The sequence below is a fragment of the Ochrobactrum sp. PL_is483 genome (assembly GCF_055816855.1).
In genome coordinates this window covers 26,563-40,263 of the sequence record NZ_JBVPGS010000040.1, presented here as the reverse complement: position 1 = coordinate 40,263, position 13,701 = coordinate 26,563, and the positions used below count along the sequence as shown (strand labels likewise).

Annotated in this window: 14 protein-coding genes; 5 read left to right on the top strand and 9 right to left on the bottom strand. The window is 58.6% G+C overall.

The window, feature by feature from the left end:
- Positions 1-323 precede the first annotated feature (323 nt).
- Positions 324-1,616 carry a hemolysin family protein gene (locus AC0TNJ_RS18425; protein WP_473769245.1) on the bottom strand — a complete coding sequence of 431 codons (1,293 nt, stop codon included), beginning with the start codon at positions 1,614-1,616 and terminating at the stop codon, positions 324-326.
- 469 nt (positions 1,617-2,085) lie between these two features.
- Between AC0TNJ_RS18425 and AC0TNJ_RS18420 the strand changes: the two genes are divergently transcribed.
- The 3 genes from AC0TNJ_RS18420 (at position 2,086) to AC0TNJ_RS18410 (ending at position 5,684) form a co-directional block, all read left to right on the top strand.
- Positions 2,086-3,627: a sugar ABC transporter ATP-binding protein gene (locus AC0TNJ_RS18420; protein WP_473771962.1), complete on the top strand. Its 1,542-nt coding sequence runs from the start codon at positions 2,086-2,088 to the stop codon at positions 3,625-3,627.
- Positions 3,628-3,637: 10 nt separating this feature from the next.
- Complete coding sequence (locus AC0TNJ_RS18415; protein ID WP_063620495.1) at positions 3,638-4,675, top strand: ABC transporter permease; 1,038 nt, start codon at positions 3,638-3,640, stop codon at positions 4,673-4,675.
- A 67-nt stretch (positions 4,676-4,742) separates the two neighbouring features.
- Positions 4,743-5,684: an ABC transporter substrate-binding protein gene (locus tag AC0TNJ_RS18410; RefSeq protein WP_122002538.1), complete on the top strand. Its 942-nt coding sequence runs from the start codon at positions 4,743-4,745 to the stop codon at positions 5,682-5,684.
- Between the two features lie 49 nt (positions 5,685-5,733).
- On the opposite strand, the gene AC0TNJ_RS18405 is transcribed toward AC0TNJ_RS18410, so the two are convergent.
- The 6 genes from AC0TNJ_RS18405 to AC0TNJ_RS18380 form a co-directional block, all read right to left on the bottom strand.
- Positions 5,734-6,171, bottom strand: coding sequence for a DUF6691 family protein (locus AC0TNJ_RS18405; RefSeq protein ID WP_473771961.1), 438 nt, complete (start codon positions 6,169-6,171; stop codon positions 5,734-5,736).
- The gene (locus AC0TNJ_RS18400; RefSeq protein ID WP_473771960.1) at positions 6,168-6,578 is read right to left on the bottom strand and encodes a YeeE/YedE family protein; all 411 of its coding nucleotides are present in this window, start codon (positions 6,576-6,578) and stop codon (positions 6,168-6,170) included. Before AC0TNJ_RS18400 ends, AC0TNJ_RS18405 begins: the two co-directional genes overlap by 4 nt.
- Positions 6,575-6,925, bottom strand: a complete 351-nt coding sequence (gene bigR / locus AC0TNJ_RS18395; RefSeq protein ID WP_473771959.1) for a sulfite-sensing transcriptional repressor BigR — start codon at positions 6,923-6,925, stop codon at positions 6,575-6,577. The genes AC0TNJ_RS18400 and bigR overlap by 4 nt, the downstream gene beginning before the upstream one ends.
- Before the next feature lie 81 nt (positions 6,926-7,006).
- Positions 7,007-7,153, bottom strand: coding sequence for a hypothetical protein (locus tag AC0TNJ_RS18390; protein WP_473771958.1), 147 nt, complete (start codon positions 7,151-7,153; stop codon positions 7,007-7,009).
- A 41-nt stretch (positions 7,154-7,194) separates the two neighbouring features.
- Entirely contained in the window at positions 7,195-7,800 is a 606-nt protein-coding gene (locus tag AC0TNJ_RS18385) for an alpha/beta hydrolase (RefSeq protein ID WP_473771957.1), read from the bottom strand.
- A gap of 23 nt (positions 7,801-7,823) precedes the next feature.
- A complete protein-coding gene (locus AC0TNJ_RS18380) occupies positions 7,824-8,750 on the bottom strand; it encodes a VOC family protein (protein ID WP_473771956.1) in 927 nt (308 codons plus the stop codon).
- Between the two features lie 177 nt (positions 8,751-8,927).
- Here AC0TNJ_RS18380 and AC0TNJ_RS18375 point away from each other — a divergent pair, with 177 nt between their 5' ends.
- Complete coding sequence (locus tag AC0TNJ_RS18375; RefSeq protein ID WP_473771955.1) at positions 8,928-9,872, top strand: DUF808 domain-containing protein; 945 nt, start codon at positions 8,928-8,930, stop codon at positions 9,870-9,872.
- A 56-nt stretch (positions 9,873-9,928) separates the two neighbouring features.
- Here AC0TNJ_RS18375 and AC0TNJ_RS18370 read toward each other — a convergent pair whose 3' ends face one another.
- Both AC0TNJ_RS18370 and AC0TNJ_RS18365 read right to left on the bottom strand, forming a co-directional pair.
- On the bottom strand, positions 9,929-10,708 hold the full coding sequence (locus AC0TNJ_RS18370; protein ID WP_122002545.1) for an acetoin reductase: 780 nt from the start codon (positions 10,706-10,708) through the stop codon (positions 9,929-9,931).
- A gap of 158 nt (positions 10,709-10,866) precedes the next feature.
- Positions 10,867-11,727, bottom strand: coding sequence for a VOC family protein (locus AC0TNJ_RS18365; protein WP_473771954.1), 861 nt, complete (start codon positions 11,725-11,727; stop codon positions 10,867-10,869).
- A 313-nt stretch (positions 11,728-12,040) separates the two neighbouring features.
- On the opposite strand from AC0TNJ_RS18365, the gene AC0TNJ_RS18360 reads away from it, so the two are divergent.
- On the top strand, positions 12,041-13,627 hold the full coding sequence (locus tag AC0TNJ_RS18360; protein WP_122002547.1) for an ABC transporter substrate-binding protein: 1,587 nt from the start codon (positions 12,041-12,043) through the stop codon (positions 13,625-13,627).
- Positions 13,628-13,701 lie beyond the last annotated feature (74 nt).

Genomic DNA, 13,701 nt, shown 5'->3' with positions numbered 1-13,701 from the left:
TCCGCAAGGATTTTGTCGGCTATCGGACTGTCGTGGCTGCCATAGGCCGACCTGACCAGTTGAAGCCAATATGCAGTTTTCGACCCCATTGATACGCAACCACCGGCCAGAGCACGTTCAGCTTTTCCCGATCGGGACGCCCCCGAGTTTCCGACCAGAAAGGAATGCAGAAAACCTGCCCCCAGCTGCCAAATATAACATGCACTTTATCTAAAATGCCAATGGTCCAGCGGTTCAATCGATAGAATTACTTCGGTGGATGGGGCATACCACCCGGCATGCCCATCCTGCCTGTTCTCAAAAACCGGCATTGATAGCCAGGCCTACTCGGTCGCGGGTTCTTCCGCCGTCAGCAGCAGCTTGTCGATGCGGCGTCCGTCAAGGTCGACAATCTCGAACACCCAACCGTTCTTGACGAAGGTCTCGCCCACATCCGGCAGATGCTTGAGTTCCTCAAGCGCCAGCCCGGCAACGGTGTTGTATTCCGCCTCATCATCGATCTGGAAACGCAGGAATTCCGAGAACTCGTCAATCGGCATCCAGCCCGAGACGAGATAGGAACCATCCGCCCGGCGCACGATCGCCTTTTCCTCTATATGGTCCTCTTCCTGCATGGCGCCGATAATGGCCTCGATCACGTCACCTGCAGTAATCACGCCTTCAAAATGGCCGTATTCGTCATAGACGAGCACCATATGTGTCGGCGTGCCGCGAATGGCTTCCACCACGTCCAGCGCATCGGAAAAATCCGACACGACGGGGACGTCCCGGACGATCTCGCGCAGATCGACGCTCCCCCTTGAGGACAGCTGGTTGAAAAAATCGCGCACATGCAGGACACCGATCACCTCATCGGAATCTTCGCCGCGCACCGGAAGCCGTGAGCGGCTGGTAGTGTGCAACTGCTCGCGGATTTCATCGAAACTGTCTTCTATATCGACCATTTCGACGTCCATGCGCGGCGTCATCAACCCGCGCGCGGTGCGGTCTGCGAGGCGCATAACGCCCGCGATCATGCGGGATTCCTCGGTCTCGATCACACCGGCGCTGTGCGCTTCGGCAAGAACGGACTTGATCTCCTCATCGGTCACGCCATCGCTCGTCTTGCCCGACTGGCCGAGCAGTTTCAGGACCAGACGGCCCGATGTATCGAGAAGCCAGACGAGCGGCGCCGCCATTTTCGACAACAGCGTCATGGTCGGGGCGACGCGGCTTGCCACCGCCTCCGGCGCGCGCAGCGCAATCTGCTTCGGCACGAGTTCACCGACGATCAGCGACAGATAGGTAATGACCACAACGACCGAGCCGACGCCAAGCGCATCGGCAAGGGCTGGCGAAAGGCCCTGCCCCAGAAGCCAGCCCGACAGGCGGGCGCCCAGCGTCGCGCCGGAAAATGCGCCAGACAGAATGCCGACCAGCGTAATGCCGATTTGCACGGTGGACAGGAAACGGCCTGGATTATCGGCAAGCTCAATAGCCATGCGGGCGCCGCGGCTGCCCTTGTCAGCCATTACCCTCAGTCGTGCCGGGCGGGAGGAAACTACTGCCAGTTCCGACATGGCGAGAACGCCATTGAGGATCGTCAACAGCACGACCGTAATTATTTCAAAATACAAAACTGCCCCTCAGGATCAGATAATCGGAATATAGAGCGGTTCCAGTTAAAACGGATTCGTAGAACCGCTCTATCCTTTTTGTTACGCATTATCCTACGCAAAACCGCTTCGCACTTTTGCTGGAAATGCTCTAATAATAGAAAGGAAAGCACCCTCTTTCCAGAGGCGCCCCGCATAAAATACTGCGATACTGCCTGAATTACAGTCATGACGCGCTTTCTTCCGGCCCGTTTCCGTGCGGAAAGCCTGTCCTTTGGCCGTCCTTCCGATAAATGTTCCGGAATGCAGGTAAAACAGAGAAACAGAAGTTTGGTCAGACCAATCAGGGCTGACAGCAGCAATTCAGGGGCGAGCCTCCCCATCCTAACGAGTTTTTTGCTGCCTGCACAAAATTGGCTTGACCAGAAACCGCGTGCCTTCTACTTCTTCTGTCGATAGTTGACGAAACTTTGCGCGAGGAGGAAGCGCGATGGGAGGATTGCCGTCAGCGTCAGCGCGCGCGGATGCTGCGCCTGTATTGCTGAAGCTGGATTCCGTTTCCAAGGAATTTCCGGGCGTCAAAGCCCTGTCGAACGTCAGCTTTGAATTGCGGGCGGGCGAGGTTCATGCCGTCTGCGGTGAAAATGGTGCGGGCAAATCGACCCTGATGAAGATCGTCAGCGGCGTCTATCAGCCCGATGGCGGGACGATCCATTATCGCGGCCAGCCGGTTCGCTTTGGCTCCACGCTGGAATCGGAAGCGGCGGGCATCGCCATCATCCATCAGGAACTGAACCTCATTCCGCACTTGAGCGTTGCCGAAAACATCTATCTTGCGCGCGAGCCGAAACGCGGTTTCTTCGTGGATCGCCGCAAGCTGAAGGAAGACGCGCAGCGCTGCCTCGACCGGCTTGGCGTCAAGATCGACCCGTCGACACAGGTGCTGAACCTTTCGGTCGCCCAGTGCCAGATGGTCGAGATCGCCAAGGCGCTGTCGCTCAACGCCTCCGTCCTCATCATGGACGAGCCGACCTCCTCCCTGACTGAACAGGAAGCGCAGCTCCTGTTCAGGGTCATCCGGGAACTGAAGGCGCAGGGCACCGGCATTGTCTATATCTCGCATCGCCTCGATGAAATGGCGGAGATTGTCGACCGCGTCACCATCTTGCGCGACGGGCGCTACGTCTGGACCAAGGATTTCCACGATGTCACCGTCGATGAGATCGTGGCCGGAATGGTCGGGCGCTCGCTGGACGAGAAATTTCCCGAACCGACGCGAAAGCCGACGGAGGAAGTGATATTCTCCGTCGCCGGGCTGACGCGGGGCGGTGTCTTCGAGAATATCGGCTTTGAACTGCGGCGCGGCGAAATCCTCGGCTTTGCCGGGCTGATGGGCGCGGGACGGACGGAAGTGGCGCGCGCGATCTTCGGTGCCGATCCGCATGATGCCGGAACAATCGTGCTTGAAGGCGAAACACTTTCGATCGCCAGCCCGCGTGACGCCATCGAGGCAGGCATCGCCTATCTGTCGGAAGACCGCAAGGCGCAGGGACTGGCCGTCAAGATGCCGGTCGACGCCAATCTGACGCTTGCCAATATGGAAGCCGTCAGCAGTTCCTATGGCGTCATCGATTTCGAGCGCCACCGGCAGGCAAGCCAGCGCTATGTCGATCTTCTCAACATCAAGACGCCGGGGCTGGCCCAGCCCGTCCGCCTGCTTTCGGGCGGCAACCAGCAGAAGATTATCATCGGCAAGTGGCTGTTCCGCGAGCCGCGCATCATGTTCTTCGACGAGCCGACGCGCGGCATCGATGTGGGCGCGAAATTCGCGATCTACCAGATCATGGACGAGCTGGCCGCAAGAGGCATCGGCATTGTGCTGATCAGCTCGGAACTGCCGGAAATTCTTGGGCTTTCGGACCGCGTGGCGGTCTTTCACGAGGGGCGCATTACCGCGGTCCTCGACACGGCTGCGACAACGCAGGAAGAAATCATGACCTATGCCTCCGGTCGGGGCCGGCAGGACAAATGAGGACGCAGTAATGGCCGAAATCACCACCGACAAGCCCCAGCAGACGGCAAAATCCAAAGGGCTCAGCGACCGCCAGAAGGACATCATCCAGAAATTTGCGGCTGTCGGCAGCCTGATCATTCTGGCGGCGATCTTTTCCGTCACCAGCAGCGCCTTCATGACCGTCAACAATGCGATGACCATCGCCTTGCAGGTGACATCCATCGCGCTGCTCGGCATCGGCGCGACCTATGTCATCATCACCGGCGGCATCGATCTTTCGGTCGGCTCCGTGCTGGCGCTTGCGGGCGTGGTGGCCGCCCTTGCGGTCAAGGAGCTGTCGCTGCCGATCCCGCTCGCCATGCTGCTCGGCATATTGACGGGATCGCTCTGCGGCCTCATCAACGGCTTCGTCATCACCAGGCTCAAGCTGCCGCCCTTCATCGCCACGCTTGGCATGATGCTGATCGCGCGCGGCGTCGCGCTCCAGATCACCGGCGCGCGCGCTGTTTCCGGCCTTGGCGAATCCTTCGGCGTGCTCGGCAACGGCTCGCTGTTCCGCATCGAGAGCATCGACGAACAGGGCTTTCCGGTCGTCACCTTCCCCGGCATCCCCTACCCGGTGGTGCTGATGATCGTGATCGCGATTGCGGCCGCGCTCGTCTTGAACCGCACCGTGCTTGGCCGCCACATCTATGCCATCGGCTCGAATGCCGAGGCAGCGCGGCTTTCCGGCGTCAATGTCGCCCGCGTGACAGCCTTCACCTATATCGTTTCGGGAACGCTGGCGGGTCTGACAGGCTGCGTTCTCATGTCCCGCCTCGTCACCGCACAGCCCAATGAAGGCGTTGCCTATGAGCTTGACGCCATTGCGAGCGCGGTCATCGGCGGCACGTCGCTCATCGGCGGCGTCGGCACGATCTCGGGCACGTTCATCGGCTCGTTCGTCATCGGCATCCTGCGGAACGGCCTCAATATGAACGGCATTTCCGCTTTCACGCAGCAGATCATCATCGGCCTCGTCATTCTGGTCACCGTATGGATCGACCAGATGCGCAACCGCCGATGACAGGGGAGACGGAATGCGGGGCATTCCGGCAAGGGTAGAGCCAAGAGCTCGATAACAGGAGGAAAACATGCGTAAACTGGTGTCTGCATTGATGGCTTCGGCCTTTGTGCTAGCAGGAGCGGCAGGCGCTTCGGCGGGCGAAATCGCCGTGATCGTGAAGACCGTGAACTCGACCTTCTGGCAGAACGTCCAGAAGGGCGCCGAAGCTGCGATCAAGGATTCCAAGGATCACACCATGACCTTTCAGGGTCCGGCGGCTGAATCGGCAATCGCCGATCAGGTGAACATGGTGGAAAATGCCGTGAACCGCAAAGTGGATGCGATCCTGCTCGCGCCTTCCGATCCGGACGCGCTGACGCCTGCCGTGAAGAAGGCATGGGAAGCCCGCATTCCGGTGGTCATCATCGACTCGCAGCTCGCCGATGGCGGCGACAAATATTACCAGTCCTTCCTCGCCACCGATAACCGCAAGGCTGGCGAAGCCGCGGCGAAAGCCCTGATCGACAAGGCAGGCACCACCGGCAAGATCGCCGTCATGTCCTATGTCGCGGGCGCAGGTTCTGAAATCGGCCGCGTCGGCGGCTTCGTGGATTACATCAAGGCCAATTCCAAGCTGGAAATCGTCGGCCCCTATTACTCGCAGTCGCAGATGGCGACCGCGCTCAACCAGACCACCGACGCTCTGGCGGCCAATGGTGATCTCGTCGGCATCTTCGGCGCCAACGAACCGACCGCCATCGGCATGGGCCGCGCGATCAAGCAGGCAGGCAAGTCCGGCAAGCTGACTGCCATCGGCTTCGACGGCAATCAGGACCTGCAGGAATTCGTCAAGGACGGCACGCTCAACGCCATCGTCGTTCAGGGTTCCTACCAGATGGGCGAAAAGGGCATCGAAACCCTGCTGAAAGTGCTGAACAAGGAAAAGGTCGAGAAGTTCGTTGATACGGGCGCTGTTGTCGTGACCAAGGACAATATCGACAAGCCTGAAGCCAAGAACGTTCTCTACTAAACATGGCGACAAAGGGGGGCGCAGCGCCTCCCTTTGTTCTTCTAGCGCTCTATGAAGAGCTCACCATGATGCGATCATGGACAATCATTCCCACCACCATCATCGCGACGAAAAGCCAGACCTGCGGCAGGCCCATCGATAGCGCGGAGATGACCGGACCGGGGCAGAAGCCCGCCAGCCCCCAGCCCGCGCCGAAGATGGCGGAACCGACAATCAGCCGCCGGTCGATTTCCGTCTTTTCCGGCAGATGGAAGGACTGATCCAGCACGGGCCGCGCCATGCGCCGCTGGAACATCACGCCGGGGATAGCCACCAGAAGAGCGCCGCCCAGCACGAAGGCAAGGCTCGGATCCCAATGACCGCTGGTGACGTTCAGGAAGCCCGTCACGCGCGACGGGTCGATCATGCCGGACAGCGACAGGCCGAAACCGAAGATCGCGCCCGCAAACAGCGTCACGACGAGACGTGCATAAGCCGACTGTTTCATAGCAATGCTCCTGAAATGCTGGCGACCACGATGCCGGTTATGAGGAAAGTGAGCGTTGCGGCTATCGAACGCTTGGAAAACCGCGCCATGCCGAGAATGCCATGACCGGAGGTGCAGCCTGATCCCATGCGAGTCCCGATGCCGACCAGAAGCCCTGCCACGACAATGACAGGCCAGGACATGGCAATCGTCACCGGCGGAAAGGAACCATAGATCGCCGCATAGATAACGGGTCCGAGAACGAGGCCGACCACAAAGACCGCATTGACCGGTATCTGTTTGCCGCCAAGAAGACGCCCGACGATGCCGCTGATGCCGGCAATGCGTCCGTTGAAGACGAGAAGCAGAATGGCAGACAGGCCGAGCAACATGCCGCCCGCCAGCGATTGCAGATAGGTTGCGATCATGATCGGACCTCCGGTGTGCAGAAAATGCCGTAAAGAGCCTCGATAAGCTGCGCGGCCCGCGCTTCCGTCAGGCGGTAGAAAATCTGCTTGGCGTCGCGGCGGGTTTCGACGATGCCAGCTTCGCGCAACACGCCGAGCTGCTGCGACAGCGTCGGCTGGTGAATGCCAAGCGCCTCCTCCAGCTCCCCGACCGAATATTCTCCTTCTGCGAGCGTACAGGCCAGCATCAGCCGCGCCGGATGCGACAGCGTTTTCAGGAGCTCGGCAACTTCGGTTGCCCGCCCCTCCATTTCCGCGCGCGTCATTCTGTTTTCATGGGCTGGCGCACCGCCCGACATCGCTTCCATCACGGCACCTCATTATCAATATACAATTAAGTATATTATATAATGATATTTACAAGAGGGGCCGACGCAAAAAACCGCCGCTCAATTCTGAACGGCGGTTTTTTCTTCTAACACATTTCCAGACGCAAAAATCGGTGCCCACTTTTGCTGGAAATGCTTTTTTTCCAACGCATTTCCAGACGCAAAACCGGTGCCCACTTTTGCTGGAAATGCTTTGTTTTCACGCATTATCCTACGCAAAACCGCTTCGCACTTTTGCTGGAAATGCTTTACTTCCCAAGCAGCGCCTGCACGGCGCTCAGTTCCGTCTGGCGCAATTCATGCCCGCCCGGATGCCAGACAAGCTCGACATCGGCCTTCTGGCGCTCGAAATATTGCGCGAGCGCTTCCGTCTGATCCGGCGGGCAGATGGGGTCCATACGGCCAGCGGTCATCAGAATTTTCGCGCCCTCAAGCGCCGGATTGTCCTTCGGCCTGAACGGCACCAACGGATGCAGAAGCGCCGCCTTGTCAAAGATCCGGCCTTTCTCGATCAGAAGGTTCGCCATGATGTTGGCCCCATTGGAATAGCCAAGCCCGATCACTTCCGACGGCTTGTGTTCTGCCACAAGCCCGGCGATGAACCCGGCCATCTTGTCGGTGGCGCGGGCAAGGTCTTCCATATCGTAGACGCCCTCGCCCGTGCGGCGGAAGAAGCGCGCGGCGCCATATTCCGACACGTCACCGCGCGGCGACACGATGGTCGCTTCCGGCAGAAGCTGTTCCGCAAGGCCGAAAAACTGGTTCTCATCGCCGCCGGTGCCATGAAACACGATGAAAAGCGGCGCGCCGTTCGCACCGGCCTTCAGCCGGTGCTCATAGGTTTGAATGGTCATATCCGATCTCCTGTCCCGACGTTTCAAAGCTTGTCGAGATGTTCTTCGAGATAGTCGCGCAGATGCTGGTGCTGCGTCGGCAGCTTCAATGCCTCGCCGAGATGGGCCGTATCCTCGTCACGGTCGAAACCGGGTTCACTGGTCGCCACCTCGAACAGCACGCCGCCCGGCGTGCGGAAATAAACGGCCCAGAAGTAATCGCGGTCGATGACCGGCGTCACATGATAGCCCGTATCCATCAGCGCCTTGCGCACTTCCAGCTGCTTCTCGCGATTATCGACGGCAAAGGCCACGTGATGCACGGAACCGGCACCTTTCTGGTTGCGACCGACTGACGGCAGCGTTTCCAGATCGATAACGCCCGCGCCATTGCCTTCCGGCATGATGAGACGGGTGATGCCATCTTTCGCATCAAGCTTCTGATATCCCATATAGTTCAGCAATTCGGCTGTAGCGCCTTCGTCGCGAAGCCGCATCGAAACCGAATGAAAGCCGCGAATGGCGTGATCGGCATCGATCCCGTCATGCAGCCAGGGCGCACGCGGATCGTCCTTCACTTCCACCAGGGCAAAACTGTCGCCATCCGGCCCACGGAAATGGATGCGCTTCTCGCCAAAGGCTTCATCTTCGGACTCGACCTTGATAGCGGACTGCGCAAAGCGGTCCTTCCAGAAACCAAGCGAACCCTGCGGCACGGCAAAAACAGTCGTCCCTACCTCGCCGGTGCCTTCGCGGCCCCGCGGAATTCCGGGAAACGGGAAATAGGTCATGATGGTGCCGGGCGTGCCCACTTCATCGCCATAATAAAGGTGATAGACGCTCGGATCGTCGAAATTGACGGTCTTCTTGACGCGGCGCAGCCCCAGAACATCGGTAAAAAACCGGTTATTGGAACGCGCATCAGCGGCAAGCGAGGTGACGTGATGGAGCCCCTTGATCTGATTAAGCATGGCGATCTCTCCTGTTGTGTTACTGCCAATATAACCATCAGAATGCATATTGAAATATTGACAATCATACACAGATTGTATCGATTTTAGAGACAATAACTCTCGATGATTTTTCATCTGGACGTAGCGCCCCGACAAAGTTTAGCTACTTGCAAAAGCAATATAGAAAGGTTCCCCATGGCGTCAGGCTTGTTCGCGCTTCTCGATGATGTCGCAGCCATTGCGAAAATGGCGGCAGCCTCCCTTGATGACGTTGCAGGACAGACGGCAAAGGCCAGCGCCAAGGCGGCAGGCATCGTCATCGACGACACCGCCGTCACGCCGAAATATGTCGTGGGGCTGAAGCCGGAACGCGAATTGCCGGTCATCTGGAAGATCACCAAGGGATCGCTGCGCAACAAGCTCATCTTCCTGCTGCCGCTGGCGCTCATCCTCGGCTATTTCGCGCCATCCTTCATCATGCCGCTTTTGATGATCGGCGGCGTCTATCTGGCCTTTGAAGGAACGGAAAAACTGGTGGAGTTCTTCATTCCGCACAAGGAAGAGGAACATGAGGAGACCAAGGGCGCGACGCCCAAGGAGATCGAGGAAACGACCGTCAACGGTGCGATCCGCACGGATTTCATCCTCTCGGCGGAAATCATGGCGCTGACGCTGGCCGGGCTGGGGCCTTCAAGCATTTATACACAGGCGGCCATTCTCGCCAGCGTGGGCATTCTGATCACCTTCGCCGTTTATGGCGTGGTTGGCTTCATCGTGAAGCTCGACGATATGGGCGTCTCGCTGGTGCGCAACAGCCATACGGCCTTCGGCAAACAGTTCGGCAAGGGGCTGGTCGCGGGCATGCCCATCGTGCTGAAGGTTCTAAGCACGGTCGGCACCGTCGCCATGCTGTGGGTCGGCGGCAGCATCATCGTTCACGGGCTGGATTCCATCGGCGTGCACGGCGTTGAAGCCTTCATCCATTCCATCGTGTCCCACCTGCCGACCGAAAACACCCGGTTTTCAGGCGCTTTCGAATGGATCGCAACGTCGTTTCTGCAAGCAGTGCTCGCCATTCTGATCGGCATTGTGGTGGTGATCGCCTTCAACATCTTCAAGTCGCTGAAGGCGAAAGCCTGATTATCAGGCGACAAAATAGTCCGTCCCGCACCCTGAAAGGCGCGGGACGGATACAGTCAGCGATAGACGATACCGCCGTCGGTCAGGATGGCCTGACCGGTGATATAGTCGGAATCCGGGCTTGAGAGGAACGACACCAGAGCCGCCACATCGTCCGGCGTCTGGGCGCGGCCAAGCGCGATGCCGTCCACATATTTCTTGTAGGTCTCGCCTTTCGGCGCGCCTGTGATTTCCGAGAAGCGCTCATCGATCTCGACCCACATATCGGTGCCGACAATGCCGGGGCAATAGGCGTTGACCGTGATCCCGGCGCTTGCATATTCCTTGGCGGCGGCTTGTGTCAGCGCGCGCACCGCGAATTTTGTCGCCGAATAGACGCCCAACATCGCAAACCCGTCATGGCCAGCAATGGAAGAGGCATTGATGATCTTGCCCTTCTGCTTGCGCGCCTTGAACTTGGCCGCCGCCGCCTGAATGCCCCACAGGACGCCATCGACATTGATCCGGAAAATCCGCTCCACCTCTTCCGGCTTCACGTCGGCAATCGGCTGAACCTGCGCGATACCGGCATTGTTGACGATGACATCGAAGCCGCCAAGCGTCTTTTCCGCATGGTCAATCGCGGCATAGACATCATCGCGCTTGCTGACATCGGCGGAAAAAGTGGACGCCTTGCGGCCCAGCGCCTCGACTTCCTTCCGCACCGCATCAAGCTTGTCGGCCTTCAGGTCGACCAGCGCGATATCGAAACCGTCCTTGGCCAGTCGCAATGCGATGCCGCGCCCAATGCCCTGTGCTGCGCCTGTGACAAGCGCGACCTTACCGTTTGCCGACATGATTCATCCTTTCCTGCGTGGTTGGTGAATGGCAATGCAACGCATCCCACAAGCGATATGGAACACGCGCCTGCCCCATCAACCCAATTCGGAGCCGGATGTCATTGATTGGGATCAACTTTGCCTAATTTAGCGCATGTTTGGCAAAGCGGCTCCAATCAGCGCTCGGAGAATTCCAGAAGCGTGCCGCTGGCATTCTGCGGCAGCACGGCGATGCCTGCTGGTGTCGCCACGTAAGAAACGCCGTTGGCTTGAAGAACGCCCTGCGCCTTGTCCAGCGAAGCGACACGGACCCGAAGGACCGCGAAGGCCTGACCCGGCGTTTTGCTGAAATCGACACCGGGATAGATTTCCGCCGCCCGGTCGTTGGTCACAACCCATATGTCAGCCGAGCGCGGGCCGGTTGACATCTTCCAGCCGCCATCCTGTGCCTCAGCTTTCCCATCCGCGAACAGCCGGGCGAACCCCTTGGCGGCTGTTTGCGGGTCGGACGAAATGGCAATAATGGCGGAAAGGCCGTTCGCGCCGTTTGGATGCTCGATCAGTTCCGGCAGCCAGACGGTCTCGCGGGTCTTGTGCTGGCACATGAACACCATGCCTTGCGGCACTTCACTGTCGGCAAAGGAAACGGTTTCAAAAGCCGCGACACCCTCGCCGCCGCCCGGCAGTTCCACAGGGCGCTGGAAAGCGCCGACTTCGCCCGTCGTGATGCCAAGAGCGCCCAGTTCCGCCTTGGCGTCTCGCGCATTGTCGATCCGGCAGGCGATGGCATGAAGCCCCTCGCCCTGCGCTGCCAGTTTCTCGCGCTGGTGCAGATTGCCCGGCGTCTCGGTTACAATGCCGAGCAGCTCGAAATAATCTTCCGGAAACATGATGGTGTAATTGCCGGTGCCCTTTTCCTTGCTGTGCAGCCCGCGCGGGCTCAGCGTAAAACCGAAACGGCGATAGTGCGCGGCACTTTTCTCCAGATCATCGACCAGCAGGAAAATATGATCGACGCCCTTGACCGGATGAGACATGCAAAATTCCCTTTTCAATTTCATCGCCGCCGCCGGTTTGCCCGCTATTTTGCGGGAAACCGGCCTACCGCCGATCTTCATCAGAAAAATACACATTTATTGGCGCGAAACCGCTGATATATTTTTCTAAATTTGTGCTTCATATTAGTTTATCTTGACAATATCGTCACGCATTCTAGCATGCCAGTGCTTGTGTAGAATAAAGACCTTCTGAAGCAGCTTTTCGAGCAATTTCAGGGGCTTGAACAATATTGGGACCTGCGGGAAAAGAGGCTTGAAAGCCCTCCCTCAACGTCCTTCAGGGGAACAGAGAATGCATATCAGAAAGACTGGCCTTGGCCTGTTTGTTGCGGCGTTTTCGCTTGCGACGGCGCCTTCGCACGCCGAAGAAGTGAAGCGCGGCGGCACTGTCATCGTCCATATGAATACCGAGCAGGGTGTGCTTAACCCTGCGCTGCGCGCCTCGACCGGCGTCTATCAGATCACTGGCCGCATCATGGAGCCGCTGATCGACCGCACCTATGAAGGATATGTGCCGGTTCTGGCGACCAGCTGGTCTTCCTCGGAAGACGGCAAGGCCATCACCTTCAAGCTGCGCGAGAATGTGCGCTGGCATGACGGCAAGCCTTTCAGCTGCGATGACGTCTCCTATACCGCGATGAACTTCTGGAAGACGCAGCTCAACTATTCGACCACGCTCCAGGCCAATCTGGAAGCCGTGGACTGCACCGATCCGCACACCGCCGTGTTCCGCTATTCCAAGCCGATGCCGCTCGAACTGCTCGTCGCCGCCATGCCCGATCTCGGCCATCCGGTGCCGAAGCATCTTTATGAGGGCACGGATATTCTGAAGAACAAGTATAACGCCGCGCCAATCGGCACGGGACCGTTCAAATTCGTTGAATATGAGCGCGGCCAGCACATTATTGCCGAACGCAATGACGATTACTGGCGCGGCAAGGAATATCCTTATCTCGACCGCATCATCTGGCGTTTCATGCCGGACAAGGCCGCTGCCGCCGCAGCGCTTGAAGCAGGCGAAATGATGGAAACAGCCTTCAACGGCATTTCCATGTCGGATACCGAACGTCTCCAGAAGGATGGCCGCTTCGATACCGGCACCAAGGGTTTTGAGAACAATGTCGCCCACTCGACAATCGAGTTCAACCTGCGCAATCCGATCCTCGCCAATCTGAAGGTTCGTCAGGCGATCTATCACGCGCTCGATATCGACTTCGCGATCAAGACCATCATGCGCGGCTATGCCAAGCCGGGTCGCGGCCCGATCCCCAGTACCGGTGGCGCCAACTATACGGATCAGGTTCAGACTTACCCGTATGATGTTGAAAAGGCGAAGAAACTTCTCGATGAAGCGGGCTATCCCGCCGGCCCCGATGGCATCCGCTTCAAGCTCCGCCACCGTCCGGCACCTTGGGGCGAATATACGCAGCTCTGGGCTGAATATTACGCTCAGGCGATGAAGGAAGTCGGCATCGACGTCCAGATTCTCACCAACGACGCGCCGGGTTTCCTCAACGGCGTCTATCGCGATCACGACTTCGATACGGCCAATGGCTGGCACCAGTTCCGCTCCGATCCGGCGGTTTCCACCACGGTTTGGCTGCGCTCCGGCGCTCCGGTCGGCACGGCATGGTCCAACCAGTTCGGCTACAAGTCCGACGAGATGGACAGCCTGATCGATCAGGCCGCTTCCGAGCTTGATCCGGCCAAGCGCGCCGATCTCTACCACCAGATCCAGCAGCTTGAGATGAAGGACCTACCGGTCATCTTCGCTATCGAACATCCGTTCGTCGGCGTGACCAACAAGGTGTTGAAGAACCACCACAACACGCCGCGCTGGGATTCCTCCAGCTGGTATGATCTGTGGATCGACCAATAAGCAAGGCCTAGCCGCTGCCGGTCAACCGGCGGCGGCTCCCCTGTTTTATGAATGCCGAAATGAATATCTTGCAG